This window comes from Cystobacter fuscus DSM 2262 (assembly GCF_000335475.2).
In the GTDB taxonomy this organism is placed as follows: Bacteria; Myxococcota; Myxococcia; order Myxococcales; family Myxococcaceae; genus Cystobacter; species Cystobacter fuscus.
This window is the reverse complement of record NZ_ANAH02000064.1, coordinates 274,128-289,421: the sequence shown is the minus strand read 5'-3', so window position 1 is coordinate 289,421 and position 15,294 is coordinate 274,128. Positions and strand designations below refer to the sequence as shown.

Sequence of the window (15,294 nt, the reverse complement as noted above, 5' to 3'; positions counted from 1 at the left end):
TCCAACGGCCCGAGGCCTTTTTTTTTCACTCCAGCCGTGGGGTGCCTTCCTGATGTTGCAGATCATCTATTCATTGACCGCTGGTGGTTCCTGCCCACCCCTCATTGACAATCAGGTCGAGCACTTCGTCCAGAAGCTCAAGTTCCAGTTCGAGGATCTCCTGTGGTTGACGCGGCTCTCCTCGGCGGAGATGGCGCGGGAGGCGAGCGCCGCCTACGAGGCGCTGAGCGCGCGGGAGCGGTATGCCTTCTTCCTGTCGCCGGCGGTCTTCTCGGAGATGTTCCGTCAGCAGCGCTCGGGCAAGACGCCGGATCTCCGGGGCCTGATCGAGCTGTGCGTGGGTGAGAGCGCCCTCGAGGCGTCCGCCCGGGGCCAGGCGCGAGAGCGTTGGAATCCCCTGTTCGCCAAGGCGGTCCACGCCGGGGGAGTCGAGGGCAACACCTATGCGGCGCCGCTGCTGGGTGGTTCGGTGACGGTGGATCTGTCGAGCCCCTTCTGCCGGCGCTCGGACATGACGAGCCCCGTGTTCTTTGGCGACTTCGTGCCCTTCACCGAGGAGGAGAAGGCCCAGGTCCTGAGCAAGCTTTCCGCGGCCTTCGCCGAGATCGAGGCCACCGCGCCCATCTTCGCGCGCATCATCCGCAACTACACGCGCGTGGCGTGCGTGCGCAAGCGCGAGGGCGCCCTGCCCGCCTCCGAGCAGGTCTCCGATGAGATTGGCGCGATCCGCCTGCTCAACGTGCACAAGCCGGAGTACTCGCACGAGCAGTTGATGGATGATTTGATCCACGAGTCCGTGCACAACCTGCTGTCGACGTATGAGTACCTGGAGCATCCGTTCCAAATCGTCGGAGGCGAGTCGGACGGCGACGCGCGCCCCGTGTCGCCCTGGTCGATGCGCCCCATCCGGGTGCTTCCCTTCCTGCACGCGGTGTTCGTCTATTTCGCCATCCTCCACTACACGCTCAAGCGCATGGAGCGCGGAGAGCTCTCCGCCGAGCAGCAGCGCCTGGCCCTGAAGCGGCGCAATCGCTACGCCTCGGGCTTCCTGATGCCGGGCAAGCTGAGCGACTACGTGAAACCTTTCTCGAACGTGGATCCACGCACGCTGCATGCGATGGATCAGATGCAGCAGATCATCCGCCGGAAGTTCTCGCCCCCGTCCGAGTCCCGCCCGGAGAACGTGGCCGTGGCTCCGGCGGGTGGCGCGCAATACCAACCGCCCGTCCAGAAGGGAGCAACCCCGTGACGACGACCTCCGCGCTGTTCGTGGGTTTTTTCATGCTCGCGTTCGCTCCGGGCGACCCATCCAAGCCGTCCAGTGAGTCCCCAGGAGGCAAACAGGTGAGCACCCGACTGACCGCGCAGACGGACCGGGCCCAGATCCAGGCGGGAACGGCCTCGCTGGTGCTCGAGTCCAAGACGCAAGGCGTGGTCGCCACCCAGTCGACGCCGACGGGGTTCTGGCCATTCCAGGTAGGGGATGTGGTGAGGCGCATCGATGGCCGCGTCATCAGCAGGCCCTCGGATGCCCTGTTCGTCTGGCGGGAGAGCGCCGGCTCGGTGTTCAACTTCGAGGTGCTGCGCAACGGCCAGGTCGTCACCTTCCGGGCCGGCCCCTCGGACTTCCCCGGGCTCAACCTGCCCCCCACCCCCGAGCCCCCCGCCCCGCCGCCCCCTCCGGGGACGATGCGCTAAGCGCCCGGGAAGACCGGGAGCTGGCCAGGAGCCACCGCGCGGGCACGTTCCCGCCAGCCTGCTGGAGCCTTTGTGGAGATTCTTGTCATCTCGGACGATGCCGTCGAAGAGCAGATTTCCCGTTCACTGGAGGCGAGCCCGAGCCTGCCCTGGCGCATCTCGCGCTCGAAGGTCAGTGACTTCCTGCGCGCCAGCGGCGCCACGTTCAGCGACGAGGACGGGCTGTTCCACCACCAGCAGCCCACCGCCGGGGGCTCCGCGTCCGCCCAGCCCATCATCCTCAACCGGGTGGTGGAGATCTCGGATCAAACCCTGAAGGCCCTGGGGGGGGAGAACTCGCTGCTCGCCCGGGGGCTCGTCACCAGCGCGCTCGACCACGTGCTGCGCGGGTACAAGAAGGTCATCGGCGCCCCGGGCGTGTGCTCGCCGGTGGGCCACCTGGTGCCGCTGGTCAGCCAGTGGAAGCTCATCGGGAAGAAGGTCCCCGGGCTGCGCACGCCCGAGTACAAGTACGGCTATGGGCCCGAGCCCATCGACTCCGCCCCCTTCACGCGGCCGATCTGGAAGAGCCCCTTCGACTTCTACTCGTGGAAGGTGTCGGACGCGCCTCCCGCGGTGCATTGGGACTCGTTCGTGGTGAACAGGCCCGAGGGCACGCCGCTGCTGCTGTACTTCTTCGGCAAGGCGTGGGACGCGCAATTGCTGGCCCCGGGCCAGGCGCTGCCCGAGGAGTTGAAGGGACGGCTGCGCGAGCTGGTTCCCGCGCTCCAGGAGACGTTTGGCGCGTTCTCGGGTGAGAGCCTGCTGTTCGTCGATGGCCCGGTGCTCACCTTCGCCTCCTTCTCGCATTACTTCAGCGCGGCCTGCCGCCAGGCCCACTTCCAGAACGTGCTGCTGGAAGGACTCGCCGCGGAGCTGCCACTGGCGCGCGGGTGAAGCAGGCGCCAGCCGCCTGGTGGGGGGGACCCGGGGATTTGCTAGAGTCCAGCGGGACGAGGTGCGACGGGTGCGTTTGAGCAAATGGTGGGAGGACGTCGCGCGCGATCTGCGCTTCGCCGCGCGCATGCTCCGCAAGAGCCCAGGCTTCACGGCCGTGGCGGTGTTGTGCCTGGCCTTCGGCATTGGCGCCAACGCGGCCATCTTCAGCGTGGTGGACTCGGTGCTCCTGCGCCCGCTGCCCTACCGCGATCCCGAGCGGCTCGTGCGGCTCTACGAGACCCAGCCGGCGAGGGATCCCGACTGGAGGGGCTCGGTGTCGTGGCCCAACTACCAGGACTGGACGGCGCAGCTGCGCGGCTTCAGCGGCATCGCCGCCTACGAGATGCAGGGCCGCAACCTGACGAGCCCGGAGGGCGCGGAGCGGCTCAAGGCGGTGGCGGCCACGGCCAACCTCTTCCAGGTGCTGGGCATCGTCCCCAAGCTCGGCCGGGGCTTCTCCGCGGACGAGGACAAGCCGGGCGCCGCGCCCGTGGTGGTGATGAGCGAGCGGCTGTGGCGCCGCCGCTTCAGCGCCAATCCGGCGCTGCTGGGCCAGACGCTGTCGCTGGATGGCCGGCCGCACACGGTCATCGGCATCCTCCCGGACACGGTGCGCTTTCCGGCGGGCTCGCAGGCGGAGCTGTGGCTTGCCCACGTGCCCGCGGAGGGCCGGGTGGACAACCGGGGCTCGCACTACCTGGGTGTCATCGCGCGGCTGGCCCCGGGCATGACGCCGCAGCGGGCCAACACCGAGCTGCGCCAGGTGGCCCAACGCATCGCGGAGGCGTATCCCGCGCAGCAGACGGGGCGCAGCGCCGCGGCCGTGGCGTTGACGGAGACGGTGGTGGGCAAGGTGCGGCCCGCGCTGCTCATCCTCCAGGGAGCGGTGCTGCTCGTGCTGCTCATCGCGTGCGCCAACGTGGCCAACCTGCTGCTGGCGCGCGCGGCCGCGAGGCAGCAGGAGGTGACGGTGCGCTTCGCCCTCGGGGCGAGCCGGGGCCGCATCGTCCAACAGATGCTCGTGGAGAGTCTGCTGCTGTCGCTGCTGGGCGCGGTGCTGGGCTGGCTGCTGGCCGCCTGGGGACTGGGCGCGCTGAGCCCCCTGGTGCGCGACTCGCTCCCGCTCGCCGGGGAGCTGACGCTCCAGGGCCGCGTCTTCGGCTTCCTGCTGCTGGTGGCCGCGGGCAGCGCGGTCCTCTTCGGGTTGACGCCCGCGCTGCAGGCCACGCGCGGCGAGCTGAGCGCCGTGCTCGCCCAACCGGGCACCAAGACGTCCGCCTCACGCTCCCAGCACGCCTTCCGCAACGGGCTCGTGGTGGCGGAGATCGCGCTCTCGCTCGTGCTGCTCGTGGGGGCGGGGCTGCTGCTGCGCGGCTTCGTGAACCTGCTCGGGACCAAGACCGGGCTGAACGAGCGCCATGTGCTCACCGCCCACCTGCCCATTCCGGGCAACAAGTACGCGCCAGAGCAGCTCACCGAGCGCCTGCTCAAGCCGGTGCTCGAGCGCGCGCGCGCCCTTCCCGGCGTCAGGTCCGCGGCCCTCATCTCGCTGCTGCCCATCCAGGACGCCTGGACCAATGGGGACTACACGGTGGAAGGAGAGCCGCCTCCGCCACCCGGCAAGGAGTTCTTCGCCGAGCACCGGGTCACCAGTCCGGGCTTCTTCCAGTCCCTGGGCATCCCGCTGCTCGCCGGGCGGGACTTCGCCGAGGAGGATGGCCAGCGCCGCGAGCAGGTGATCATCATCAACCAGACGCTGGCGCGGCGGCATTTCGCGGGCCGGGACGCGGTGGGGCGGCGGTTGATGCTGGGAGGCGATTCCGCGGAGATCATCGGCGTGGTGGGCGACGTGCGGCAGGCGGGGTTGGATCAAAAGCCGCTGCCCGAGGTGCACCTGCCCTACAACCACCCGCTCTCCCAGCGGTGGTTGTTCCAGGAGGCGACGTTGGTGCTGAAGACGTCGGTGGAGCCGCTTGGCCTGACGTCCGCCCTGCGCGACGCGGTGCGCGGCGTGGACTCGGATCAGCCGATCTCCGAAGTGGCGACCATGGAGCAGATCATCTCGCGTTCGGTCGCGGGGCGGCGGTTGAACCTGGCGCTGCTGGGGACCTTCGCCCTCATCGCGCTGGTGCTCGCCACCGCGGGCCTCTACGGCGTCATCTCGTATGTCGTCGCCCAGCGCACGCGGGAGATCGGCATCCGGATGGCGCTGGGCGCCCAGCCGGGCGACGTGGTGCGGTTGGTGATGCGCCAGGGCGTGGTGTTGGCGTCGCTCGGGGTGGGCATCGGCGTGCTCGTGGCGCTCAGCCTCTCGCGGTTCGTGGAGAGCCTGCTCTACGGCGTGAGCGCCCGGGATCCCCTCACCTTCGGCGTGCTCTCGGTGCTGCTCGGTGGCGTGGCGCTGCTGGCCACGTGGCTGCCCGCCCGGCGCGCGTCGCGGGTGGATCCGATCATCGCCATGCGCGGCGAGTGAGCCGTCCTCGCGCACGAGGCCACGGTCCGTTTCTCGCGTGACGAGCGGATCGTGCCTACCTTGGAAGCGAGAGGAGATGGAGGCCACGCCCTGTTGCCTGATGGACAGGTGGGCGGGACTCGCCGGGACGCGCCGCGTGGGAATGAATCGCCGAAGCGGGGGCTCGTCCAGAACGCCATGACGTGTCGTCCGCTCCTGCTGGCCTGCCTGCTGGGCGTGTTCTTCGCGCCTCCCGTGTTGGGGGCGCCCCGCGCGTCCGCGAAGTCCGCCGCGGCCAGCACCCTCACGAAGAAGTCCACGAAGTCCACGCCCGCGAAGACGAAGCGCAAGGCCGTGCCGCTCTCCCGGGGTCGGCGGGTGGCCCAGCGTGCCGTGGGTCTGGTGGGCGCGTCTCTCTCCTCCTACCGCGTCCCGGATGATTGTTCGGGACTCGTGCGGCTCGCCTATCAGTCCGTGGGGGTGGAGCTGCTCTCGCACGGCACCCGCACGGGAGAGAACGCGGCGAGCGCCATGTACCGGCGCGCCCAGGCCAAGGGGGCGCTGCACCGCAAGACGCCCCAGCCCGGCGACATCATCTTCTTCCGCGAGACGTATGACCGCAACCGCGATGGCCTGCGCAACGACGGGGTGACGCACGTGGGCGTCATCGAGTCGGTGGCCCGCGATGGCACCGTCGTCTTCGTGCACCGGGGTGGCAAGGGCGTGGGACGGGCACGGATGAACCTGCGCAATGCCAGGCACCAGGGCATGGGGGGACGCGTCCTCAACGACTACATCCGCCGGGCCGAGCAGGGAGAGAGCGCGCGCCTCACGAGCGAGCTGTTCGTCGGGTACGCGTCGTCCAGCCGCCTGTAGGTGCGCATTCCCTCCAGGGTGCCCCCAGGTCATCAGACCGCCGTCCAGGCGGGAGAGCCTGTGGAGGCCAGGCGGCGACTTTCCCCGCGTCCCCCCGGGTTCCTCCTTCATCCACCCAGGCCGGCGAGACAGTGAGCCCTCGCCTCACGGAGGCGCACCATGAAGCAGGAGACGAAGCAGAAACCCTTCTTCGCGCGGTTGCTCGAGGGGCAGGGAACCGAGCCCTCCACGAACGGACAGCACGCGACGCGGAAGTACCCCTCGGACAACGACGAGGAGCAGACGCTGAAGTACCCCTCGGACGGAGACGACCTCGGAGGGGCCTGAGCCCCGCCCTCAGGGGCACTTCGTTGGCGTGCCCCCATCCCCCGCGAGGCGCGCGCACGCGGCGCGCACTACGGCCTCGTCCTTCAACTCCCGGGCGAGTGCCGCGGTGCGCCGCTGCAGCTCCGCGTCCCGGGCATGGTCCGGCTCGGCGCTCAGGTTGGTGAGGATGCGCAGCGCATCCGGCTTGCGCCCGAGCGTCGAGAGCAGCCCGGCCAGCTCCATGAGCTCGCGCACGTCCGAGCCCGACACCGTCTCGAGCGCCTTGCCCAGCTCCTCCTCCGCCGCCTCGCGCTCGCCGCGGCCCAGGTGGATGCGCGCGATGGCCACGTGGATGATGGCCCGCTCCTTCACCCGCAGGGACTCACGGTAGGCCGCGAGCGCATCGCCCGGCTTGTCCAGGCGCGTGTAGATTTCCCCGACGAGCTCCCACAGCGTGGGATCCCTCGGCGACCGGCGCGCCGCCTCGCGGTAGGACTCGGCCGCGGGGAGCAGTTGCCCGGCGCGCACCTGCTCGTCTCCCAGCGCCGAGAGCAACGCCGGATCCTTCACACCCTTGGGGCCCGTCCACTCCCCGAGCATCAACAGGGCCTCGGCGTGGCGCCCCTCGGCGATGAACACCTCGGCGGCGCGCAGCACGAGCGGGGCCTTGCTGGCATCCGGGCTCGCGTCGGCCGCGAGCAGGAAGTGCTTCACGGCGGAGTCCTTCTCGCCGCGCTTGAAATCCAACTCCCCGAGCTGCTCCAGGGCGTTGAAGTCCCGGGGGTAGATGGCCAGGGCCTTGCGCAGGGCGCTCTGGGCCTCCTCGGTGTGACCGAGCTGGGCGTGGATGAAGCCCACCCGGCTCCAGTTGGTGGAGCGCTTGGGATCGCGCTGGAGGGCGAGCTGGAACTGGGCGAGCGCCTCGTTGAGCTTGCCCATGGACAGGTAGACCTCGCCGATGGCGGCGGGCAGGCGGGGGTCGTCCGGGGACAGCTCCTTCATGGAGGCGAAGGAGGCCAGGGCCTGCTCGAAGTTGCCCTGGAGGTACTCGGTGGTGCCCTTGATGTAGTAGCCCTCCGCCCGCTCCTTGGGGCCGGGCTTGGGAGGGCCGTCCTCGCAGCCCGCGAGCAGGAGGACGAGCAGGGACAGGACGCGCCAGCGCGGATGCATGGGAGGGTGGGCTCCAGGCTCAGAAGTGCCAGACGATGCCGGCGTTGAGATCGAGGTTGAGGCCACTGCCCAGCCCCCCGTCCGTCAGGCCGAGCGCCGCCTGGGCGATGTTGGTGGAGGCCTCGAGCTGCACGCCGAGGTGATTGAAGAAGAGGTACTCGAGGCCCACGAACCCGATGACGGTGGGCAACGGGCCCGTCTGCCGGAAGATGCCGAACTCGCCGAAGGACAGTTGCACGCCCAGCCCCAGACCCCAGTACGGACGCAGGGGGTTCTCGATGCCGTGGTAGTGGCGCAGCCCGAGCACGCCGGGCACCACGTTGAGGCCGCCCTTGGAGCCCGTCTGCGTGGAGGTGACGAAGGTGAGGCCCAGTTGGCCGAACACCACCCACTCGGGATGGAACTGGTAGCCGAGCTCCACGTCACCGCCGGGGTTGAACGAGGAGAGGTTGGAGATGAGGCTGTTGTTGATGCGCACGCCAGCGAGAAACGAGCCCTGGCTCGGGCGGGATTCCTCGGGTACGGGCGACGTGGCACGCGCGTTGGGGTCCGGCACGAGCGTGGCGAGGATCTGATCCGCCAGGGACACGGCGGCGCGAGGCAGGGCCTCGCGGGCGGCCACCTCGGCGCGGGGCCGGAGCAGGGCACGCCCGCTCTCCGAGTCCACCAGGGTGGCGGTGAGCAGGAAGCGCGAGCCGAAGGCATCGAGCCGGCCGGTGACGACGTAGCGGGCCTTGGTGGCGCGCGCGGCTTCCTGCTCGCACGAGCCATCCGCGCACGCACCCGCGGTGCGCACGGCCTGGACATCCGACTCGGTGGACACCGCGAGGCGGGGGGACTCGGCGAGCCGGCTCGCCATGAGCGCCGTCAGGCCAGGAGCATCCTCGCGTGCATCCGCGTCGGCCTTGAGGGGCAGGAGCACGAGGCGCATGGGCGCGGGAGTCTCCGCCTCGGGGGCGGGAGGCGCCGGGGACTCGGAGGCGGGCCGGGCGTGGACGGCCGGGGCGAGCAGGAGCAGGAGGAGCAGCAGCGGGAAACGGCACACGCGCGCCACTCTAGTGCCAGACGCTTCCGGATGGGGCACGGAGCGAGGCGCCCCGCCCGTTCGGTCCATCATCGGACTCACATGAGACTCACGAGGAGGGTAGCGCGCCCAGGTAGTCGAGCGGATCCACCGGCTTGCCATCCACGCGCACCTCGAAGTGCAGCTGGGGGCCGCTCGTCTTGCCCGACTCTCCCACCATGGCGAGCACCTGCCCGCGGCGCACCTTCTGGCCGGTGCGCACGCGCAGGTCGCGGTTGTGCGCGTAGAGCGTGATGAGGCGCGCGGAGTGCTGGATGATGATGATGAGGCCGTAGCCGCGCTGTTCCCCCGCGTACAGCACCTCGCCCTCCTGGGCGGTCTTCACCGGAGTGCCCACGGGGACCGCCAGGTCGATGCCGTCATGGGGCTCGCGGCCCTTCTTGCCGAAGCGCGCGTAGAGGACACCGCGCAGGGGCCAATCCAGCGTGCCCTTCGTCTCCGGGACGGGCTTGGGAGGCTTCTGGGGCAGGGGTCGACCCGCCGGGCGGCGCGACGGCGACGAGACGAGGGGCCCCCGGGACGACGCGGTGGGGCTGGACGTCGAGGGCGGGCGCGCGGGCGGCGGCGAGGACTCGGTGGCCACGGGAATGGGCCGGGCGGCACCGGGAATCACCAGCTCCTGGCCCACGGAGAGCGTGCGCGGATCCTTGATGCCATTGGCCGTGGCGAGCTGCTCCACGCTCAGTTGGTGGTTGACGGCGATGCGGTAGAGCGTCTCGCCCGGGGCCACCGTGTGGGTGCGCGAGGAGGGCACGGGGGGCTCGGAGACGAGCTCCAGCTCCGGGTGGGGCTCGTGCAGCTCGGCGAGCTCGATGGGAGGCACGGCGGAGGAGCGCGCGTCGGAGGGGCGCACGGACGAGGGCACCACGGCGCAGCCAGAGGCCGTCAGGAGCGCGAACAGCGCGAGCAGTGCCGGACTGGCCGCCGCGCCCCGCAACCTCAATCCCCTCCCCTGCCCGCGCCCGGGAAGCCCTCGAGGGTCCAGCCCGAGAGGTCCTTCAGCATGGGGGTGTCGGTGAGCTCGAAGTTGAGAGGTGTGACGGAGATGAGGCGCTCGTCGTGCACGGCGTTGCAGTCGCTGCCGGGCAGGTCCTCGTGCGCGTAGGTGCTGCCGCCGATCCAGTAGTACTTGCGGCCGCGCGGGTCTTCCTTCTCCACCACGTCATAGCCGTACGAGTGCCGGCCGAGGCGGGTGATGGCGTAGCCCCGGGGCTCGCCCGAGGGCACGTTGACGCTCAAGAGCATCCGGGGGGGCAGCTGGGGCTGGGCGAGCGCGGCGGCCACCAGCGAGCGGGCGAAGCGCGCCGCGTGCGTGAAATCGAACGGGGCGCGCGACACCAGGCTGAAGGCGATGGAGGGAATGCCCAGCAGCGCCGCCTCGCGGGCGGCCGCCACCGTTCCCGAGTAGTTGACGTCGTCGGCCAGGTTGGCCCCGTGGTTGATGCCGGACACCATGATCTTCGGGCGATCATCCTTCAGGAGGTGATGGATCGCCAGATAAGCGCTGTCCGCGGGGGTGCCATCCACGGAGAACCAGCGCTCGCGGATCTCCGTGAGGCGCAGGGGACGCCAGAGGGAGATGGCGTGCGAGGCCGCGCTCTGCTCGCGGTCGGGCGCCACCACCCACACCTCGCCCAGGGGACTGACCGCGTCCACCAGGGCCCTGAGCCCCTCGGAGAAGTAGCCGTCATCGTTACACACCAGGATGCGGGGTTGCTGCGTGCCGGCCACTTCTCCGCCTTTCTTCAAGGTTGTCGACCTGGGCCTACTTGGCCTTCAGACCCTTGATGGACTTCATGCCCGCGTACCGGGCGCCCGCGCCCAGTTCCTGCTCGATGCGCAGGAGCTGGTTGTACTTGGCGATACGGTCCGAGCGCGAGGCCGAGCCCGTCTTGATCTGTCCACAATCGAGCGCGACGGCCAGGTCCGCGATGGTGGTGTCCTCGGTCTCGCCCGAGCGGTGGCTCATCACCGAGGTGAAGCCGGCCTTGTGGGCCATGCGCACCGCGTCGAAGGTCTCCGTGAGGCTGCCGATCTGGTTGACCTTCACCAGGATGGAGTTGGCGGTGCCCGCCTCGATGCCGCGGCTCAGGCGCTCCACGTTGGTGACGAAGAGATCATCTCCCACCAGCTGGATCTTCCCGCCGAGCACGTCGGTGATCTTCTTCCAGCCGTCCCAGTCGTCCTCGGCCATGCCGTCCTCGATGGAGACGATGGGGTAGCGCGACACGAGCTGCTGGTAGTAGTCGAGCAGGCCCGAGGCGTCGAACTCCTTGCCCTCGCCCTTGAGCTTGTACTTCTTGGAGCCCTTGTCGAAGAACTCGCTCGCCGCCACGTCCATGGCGAGGAACACCTGCTCACCGGCCTTGAAGCCCGCGGCGGAGATGGCCTCCATGATGAGCTTGAGCGCCTCCTCGTTGGCCGGCAGGTCCGGGGCATAGCCGCCCTCGTCGCCCACGGCGGTGTTGAGCTTGCGGCCCTTGAGGATCTTCTTGAGCGCGTGGAAGATCTCCGCGCCCCAGCGCAGGCCCTCGGAGAAGGAGGGAGCGCCCGCGGGCACCACCATGAACTCCTGCACGTCCACGCGGGTGTCGGCGTGGGCGCCGCCGTTGAGGATGTTCATCAGGGGCACCGGCAGGGTGCGCGCCTGGGAGCCGCCGATGTAGCGGTAGAGGGGCAGACCGTGGGCATCCGCCGCGGCGCGCGCCGTGGCCATGGACACCGCGAGGATGGCGTTGGCGCCCAGCTTGCCCTTGGTGGGCGTGCCGTCCAGCTCGATCATCTGCTGGTCCACGGCGTACTGATCCGCCGCGTCCATGCCCACCAGCTCGGGGGCGATCTTCTCGGTGATGTGCTCGACGGCCTTGCGCACGCCCTTGCCCAGGTAGCGGCCCTTGTCGCCGTCGCGCAGCTCCAGCGCCTCGTGCTCGCCGGTGGAGGCGCCCGAGGGCACCGCCGCACGGCCCTTGGCCCCACCCGCCAGCAACACCTCGGCCTCCACGGTGGGGTTTCCGCGGGAATCGAGTACTTCACGCGCCACGATTTGAGCGATCTCAGTCATGGCGCGGGGTTCTAGAGGACGTCCCCCAGGCTCGCAAGCAGACTGCTACACTTCGCGGACACTTCACCCCCACCCCTCTCCCGCCATGCCCCCGCGCCGCCCCACCGCCCCCCCTCCCGACATCTACCCACGCCTGCGAGGCCGGGGCGCGCTCCTGGGCCTCGCCGTCGGGGACGCACTGGGCACCACGCTCAAGGGCCGGCGGCTGGTCGCCCCGGCCTTCCCGCGCCTGTCCGACGGAGTCCACCGGAACATGCGCGGGGGAGGCCCGTTCTCCCTCAAGCCGGGACAGGTGGGCGAGAGCGGCCAGATGGCTTGCTGCCTGGCCGGGGGCCTGCGGGAATCCGGCACCTACGACACGGAAGCCCAGATGCGCCGCTACCTGAAGTGGCGCCCGCACGCCGTGGGCATGGACGACTACACCCGGGAGGTGTTGACCGAGATGGCCGAGTCGACCCTGCCCAAGGCGAACGCCGCGCAGCGCCTGTGGCTGAAGGATGGGCGCAAGCGGGCGCTCAACGGCAGCCTGGCGCGCACCGCGCCCCTCGGCGTGTTCTACTCCAAGGACGCCCCGACGCGTGCCATGGCCTCGTTCGCCGACAGCATGCTCACGCACTTCGATCCGCACTGTCTGCTCGCGTGCGCCACCCTCAACGCGTCCATCGCCCATGCGCTCCACGCGGGGGAGAAGCTGACCAAGGAGGACCTGTTCAAGGCCACGCTGCGCGAGCTGGCCGTGATGAGCGCGCAGCTCGGGCGCACCCTCGGCGACTTCGTCAAGGAAATCTCCGCCGCCACCGCCGACGTCCGGGAAGACCTCTCGGTCTCCAACCAGAACGATCCGCTGCTGTACTGGCCGGAGCTGCACATGCACCGCAAGCTGGACCATGTGCGCGTGGCGTTCCGCCTGGCCTACTGGGAGCTGTGGCACGCGCCCTCGTTCGAGGCGGCGCTGGTCGACGTCGTCAACCGGGGAGGAGACTCGGACGTGAACGGCGCCGTCACCGGAGCGCTGCTGGGCGCTTTCTACGGAGAGGACGCCATTCCCGCGCTCTGGCGCCAGGTCGTCCTGGAGGCACTCAACTTCCGGGCCGGGCCGCTGTGGACCCTCTACCACCCGAAGGACATGCTGCTGCTCGTGCCGGGCTGAAGGGCCACCCCGGGGCCTGCCCTGCCCCGGGCATCAGCCGAGCAGATCAATGATGACGACGCCGCGTGGCGGCTTCTCGTCATCCTCGGCGTCCGAGCGGCGCCGGGGGCGCTCATCGGGCCGAGGCAGGGGGATTTCCAGCACGGGACGATCCCGGTCATCCCGGTGCCGTTCCCGGCGCTTGATTTCCTCGATGATGAAGGCGTCGAGCATGGGTTCGGTCTCTCCCTCAACCTACGTACCCCAGTGGACGCTCGTCACTCCCTCGGGAGGGGCCGCCGCCACGGGTGCTTCAACTGCAAAGTAAGGGCCCCACTCACGATTGGAGGACTCCAGGGCTGACAAGCCCGCTTGTCCGTCCTCCACCCGACAGCCGGACCCGGTGGAACGTTCCTCGGTCCGAGGGTCGTCCACCCACGGACATTCAGGACGTGAGGTAGATTGTAATGAACTTGTACGGGCCCGCAAGCGATGCATGGGGCCCCGTTCCGCTCTGCCTGGAATGACAGGGACGACGGGAAGGGGGCCCGGTCTCCCGCTCGCTCCTTGGAGGACCGAGGGGAGGAGCTGGGAGGGGTGCTAGGTGGCCTCGGCGCGGCGCTTGAAGGACTCCAGCATCTTGGGCAGGGACGTCTCGGTGAGGGCGTTGACGATGGCCTTGGGGACGAGAGGCCCCAGGGCGAGTTCCGCCGTGTAGGTGGCCTTGGTGCGGCCCTCGCCGTCGGGCTCGAGCACCCAGCTGCCCTTGTTGTCCTTCATCACCTCCCCCTCGACGAAGGTCCAGGACATGCGCTTGGGGCGCTCCTCGGTGACGAGGATGGTGTAGCGGATGGTCTTGATGACATCCACCTCGTACTGGACCTTGACCGTGTTCTCCTTGCGCTCGAGGACGCGGATCTTCTTCACCTCGGAGAGGAACTCCGGGTACTTCTCGTACTGGGTGATGACGTCGAAGAGCTTCTCGGGGGGAGCGTTGATGACGATGGAGCGGGAGGCGCCAGCCATGGTGTGTGTCTCCGAGGGGTGAAGAGGTTCTCTGAAGAGGTGGAGCGACTGCCTAGAAGTTGTAGCCCGGCTTCTTGTCGAACTTGTGGCGGGACTGGATGAAGCGCACCGTGCCGGTCTTGCTGCGCATGACCACCGAGTGCGTCTCGCACCCGCCGCCGAAGAAGCGCACACCGCGCAGGAAGTCGCCAGAAGTAACGCCCGTGGCGGCGAACATCACGTCGCCGCTGGCCAGATCCTCGGCGGAGTAGATCTTGGACATGTCGGAGATGCCCATGCGCGCGGCGCGGGCGACTTCCTCGGCGTTGCGCGGCACGAGCCGCCCCTGCATGTCCCCGCCCACCGAGCGCACGGCCGCGGCGGCGATGACGCCCTCGGGCGCGCCGCCGGTGCCCATGAGCACGTCCACGCCCGTGTCCTCGAAGCAGGTGGCGATGGCGCCCGCCACGTCCCCGTCATCGATGAGGCGGATGCGCGCGCCCGCGGCCCGCACCTCCTTGATGAGCTCCACGTGGCGCTCGCGCTCGAGGATGATGACGGTGAGGTCGGCCACGTAGACCTTCATGCGCTCGGCGATGGAGCGCAGGTTCTCCGTGGGGCTGCGGCGCAGATCGATGGCGCCCCGGGCGCGCGGCCCCACGGCGATCTTCTCCATGTACGTGTCCGGCGCGTTGAGCAGCTTGCCCTTGTCGGCCATGGCCACCACGGCGATGGCGCCCGGGCGGCCGTAGGCGCACAGGTTGGTGCCCTCGAGGGGATCCAACGCGATGTCCACCGAGGGATCATCCGCGTGGCGCCGGCCCACCTCCTCGCCGATGTAGAGCATGGGGGCCTCGTCGCGCTCGCCCTCGCCGATGACCACCGTGCCGTTGATCTGCAGGGCGTCGAAGGCGCGGCGCATGGCGTCCACGGCGGCCTGGTCCGACTCGTTCTTGCCGCCGCGGCCCATCAGCCGCGCCGAGGCGATGGCCGCCATCTCGGTGACGCGCACGACCTCCATGGCCAGGTTGCGATCCATTGTGGGTTCCTCCTGAGGAAACAGGGTGTGAAGAGGTGGAGACTCAAGCCGCCGTTTGCAACAACCGCACGATCACGGGCGGCAGGCGCGTCGGCCTGCCGTCACGGCCCACGCACGCATGGACGGTCTGTCCGGTGCACAGCAGGGTCTCGGGAGCCCCCTCGCGCCGGACGTCATAATGGAAGGTCAGCGAGGCCCGCTTGAGCTCGCTCACCCGGACGTGCACCAGCAGCACGTCGTCATAGCGCGCGGGGGACTTGTAGGCGATGGAGGCTTCCACCACGGGCAGCATCAGTCCCTCGCGCTCCACGTCCCGGTAGCTGCCGCCCCGCGCGCGGAAGTACTCGCCCCGGGCGAACTCGAAGTAGCGAAAATAATTGGCGTGATACACGACACCCATCTGGTCCGTGTCGCCGTAGATGACTCGGATTCGTGCCTCGACCATGAGTCCCGCCGACCGTAACAAGGCAGTGTCCGACCGGGAAGCAGGAGCCCT

The 15,294-nt window shown here is 69.6% G+C and carries 16 protein-coding genes; 7 read left to right on the top strand and 9 right to left on the bottom strand.

What is annotated here, in order from left to right:
* The first annotated feature begins 52 nt into the window (after nucleotides 1–52).
* From D187_RS38475 to D187_RS53240, 6 genes are all read left to right on the top strand, one after another.
* Complete coding sequence (locus tag D187_RS38475) at nucleotides 53–1,249, top strand: HEXXH motif-containing putative peptide modification protein (protein WP_002630420.1); 1,197 nt, start codon at nucleotides 53–55, stop codon at nucleotides 1,247–1,249.
* Nucleotides 1,246–1,698 (top strand): PDZ domain-containing protein, encoded by a 453-nt coding sequence (locus D187_RS38470; RefSeq protein ID WP_002630418.1) that lies wholly within the window; start codon nucleotides 1,246–1,248, stop codon nucleotides 1,696–1,698. Before D187_RS38475 ends, D187_RS38470 begins: the two co-directional genes overlap by 4 nt.
* A 72-nt stretch (nucleotides 1,699–1,770) precedes the next feature.
* Entirely contained in the window at nucleotides 1,771–2,634 is an 864-nt protein-coding gene (locus tag D187_RS58415) for a hypothetical protein (RefSeq protein ID WP_002630416.1), read from the top strand.
* A gap of 70 nt (nucleotides 2,635–2,704) precedes the next feature.
* On the top strand, nucleotides 2,705–5,149 hold the full coding sequence (locus D187_RS38460; protein WP_002630414.1) for an ABC transporter permease: 2,445 nt from the start codon (nucleotides 2,705–2,707) through the stop codon (nucleotides 5,147–5,149).
* Nucleotides 5,150–5,326: 177 nt separating this feature from the next.
* Nucleotides 5,327–6,004: a CHAP domain-containing protein gene (locus tag D187_RS38455; protein ID WP_155893891.1), complete on the top strand. Its 678-nt coding sequence runs from the start codon at nucleotides 5,327–5,329 to the stop codon at nucleotides 6,002–6,004.
* A gap of 159 nt (nucleotides 6,005–6,163) precedes the next feature.
* Nucleotides 6,164–6,331: a microviridin/marinostatin family tricyclic proteinase inhibitor gene (locus D187_RS53240; RefSeq protein WP_002630410.1), complete on the top strand. Its 168-nt coding sequence runs from the start codon at nucleotides 6,164–6,166 to the stop codon at nucleotides 6,329–6,331.
* 9 nt (nucleotides 6,332–6,340) lie between these two features.
* Here D187_RS53240 and D187_RS38450 read toward each other — a convergent pair whose 3' ends face one another.
* The 5 genes from D187_RS38450 to eno form a co-directional block, all read right to left on the bottom strand.
* The gene (locus D187_RS38450) at nucleotides 6,341–7,480 is read right to left on the bottom strand and encodes a tetratricopeptide repeat protein (RefSeq protein ID WP_002630408.1); all 1,140 of its coding nucleotides are present in this window, start codon (nucleotides 7,478–7,480) and stop codon (nucleotides 6,341–6,343) included.
* A 19-nt stretch (nucleotides 7,481–7,499) separates the two neighbouring features.
* Nucleotides 7,500–8,525, bottom strand: a complete 1,026-nt coding sequence (locus D187_RS38445) for a hypothetical protein (RefSeq protein WP_020918553.1) — start codon at nucleotides 8,523–8,525, stop codon at nucleotides 7,500–7,502.
* An 88-nt stretch (nucleotides 8,526–8,613) separates the two neighbouring features.
* Nucleotides 8,614–9,501 carry a peptidoglycan DD-metalloendopeptidase family protein gene (locus tag D187_RS38440; protein ID WP_002630404.1) on the bottom strand — a complete coding sequence of 296 codons (888 nt, stop codon included), beginning with the start codon at nucleotides 9,499–9,501 and terminating at the stop codon, nucleotides 8,614–8,616.
* A 2-nt stretch (nucleotides 9,502–9,503) separates the two neighbouring features.
* Nucleotides 9,504–10,313, bottom strand: coding sequence for a 5'/3'-nucleotidase SurE (surE, locus tag D187_RS38435; protein ID WP_002630402.1), 810 nt, complete (start codon nucleotides 10,311–10,313; stop codon nucleotides 9,504–9,506).
* 16 nt (nucleotides 10,314–10,329) lie between these two features.
* The gene (gene eno, locus D187_RS38430; RefSeq protein ID WP_002630400.1) at nucleotides 10,330–11,625 is read right to left on the bottom strand and encodes a phosphopyruvate hydratase; all 1,296 of its coding nucleotides are present in this window, start codon (nucleotides 11,623–11,625) and stop codon (nucleotides 10,330–10,332) included.
* Between the two features lie 85 nt (nucleotides 11,626–11,710).
* On the opposite strand from eno, the gene D187_RS38425 reads away from it, so the two are divergent.
* A complete protein-coding gene (locus tag D187_RS38425; RefSeq protein ID WP_002630398.1) occupies nucleotides 11,711–12,775 on the top strand; it encodes an ADP-ribosylglycohydrolase family protein in 1,065 nt (354 codons plus the stop codon).
* Between the two features lie 33 nt (nucleotides 12,776–12,808).
* On the opposite strand, the gene D187_RS38420 is transcribed toward D187_RS38425, so the two are convergent.
* The 4 genes from D187_RS38420 to D187_RS38405 form a co-directional block, all read right to left on the bottom strand.
* Nucleotides 12,809–12,988 (bottom strand): hypothetical protein, encoded by a 180-nt coding sequence (locus tag D187_RS38420; protein WP_002630396.1) that lies wholly within the window; start codon nucleotides 12,986–12,988, stop codon nucleotides 12,809–12,811.
* A 366-nt stretch (nucleotides 12,989–13,354) separates the two neighbouring features.
* Complete coding sequence (locus tag D187_RS38415; RefSeq protein ID WP_002630395.1) at nucleotides 13,355–13,780, bottom strand: type II toxin-antitoxin system RatA family toxin; 426 nt, start codon at nucleotides 13,778–13,780, stop codon at nucleotides 13,355–13,357.
* A gap of 52 nt (nucleotides 13,781–13,832) precedes the next feature.
* Nucleotides 13,833–14,798: a class II fructose-bisphosphatase gene (gene glpX, locus D187_RS38410; RefSeq protein ID WP_002630393.1), complete on the bottom strand. Its 966-nt coding sequence runs from the start codon at nucleotides 14,796–14,798 to the stop codon at nucleotides 13,833–13,835.
* 43 nt (nucleotides 14,799–14,841) lie between these two features.
* On the bottom strand, nucleotides 14,842–15,243 hold the full coding sequence (locus tag D187_RS38405) for an acyl-CoA thioesterase (RefSeq protein ID WP_002630391.1): 402 nt from the start codon (nucleotides 15,241–15,243) through the stop codon (nucleotides 14,842–14,844).
* Nucleotides 15,244–15,294: the final 51 nt, after the last annotated feature.

What these genes read in the sequence shown, in the direction of transcription:
- eno (WP_002630400.1), bottom strand. Translation starts at nt 11,625, where the DNA reads ATGACTGAGATCGCTCAAATCGTGGCGCGTGAAGTACTCGATTCCCGC.
- D187_RS38455 (WP_155893891.1), top strand. Translation starts at nt 5,327, where the DNA reads ATGACGTGTCGTCCGCTCCTGCTGGCCTGCCTGCTGGGCGTGTTCTTC.
- D187_RS38420 (WP_002630396.1), bottom strand. Translation starts at nt 12,988, where the DNA reads ATGCTCGACGCCTTCATCATCGAGGAAATCAAGCGCCGGGAACGGCAC.
- D187_RS38415 (WP_002630395.1), bottom strand. Translation starts at nt 13,780, where the DNA reads ATGGCTGGCGCCTCCCGCTCCATCGTCATCAACGCTCCCCCCGAGAAG.
- glpX (WP_002630393.1), bottom strand. Translation starts at nt 14,798, where the DNA reads ATGGATCGCAACCTGGCCATGGAGGTCGTGCGCGTCACCGAGATGGCG.
- D187_RS53240 (WP_002630410.1), top strand. Translation starts at nt 6,164, where the DNA reads ATGAAGCAGGAGACGAAGCAGAAACCCTTCTTCGCGCGGTTGCTCGAG.
- D187_RS38475 (WP_002630420.1), top strand. Translation starts at nt 53, where the DNA reads ATGTTGCAGATCATCTATTCATTGACCGCTGGTGGTTCCTGCCCACCC.
- D187_RS38425 (WP_002630398.1), top strand. Translation starts at nt 11,711, where the DNA reads ATGCCCCCGCGCCGCCCCACCGCCCCCCCTCCCGACATCTACCCACGC.
- D187_RS38405 (WP_002630391.1), bottom strand. Translation starts at nt 15,243, where the DNA reads ATGGTCGAGGCACGAATCCGAGTCATCTACGGCGACACGGACCAGATG.
- D187_RS38450 (WP_002630408.1), bottom strand. Translation starts at nt 7,480, where the DNA reads ATGCATCCGCGCTGGCGCGTCCTGTCCCTGCTCGTCCTCCTGCTCGCG.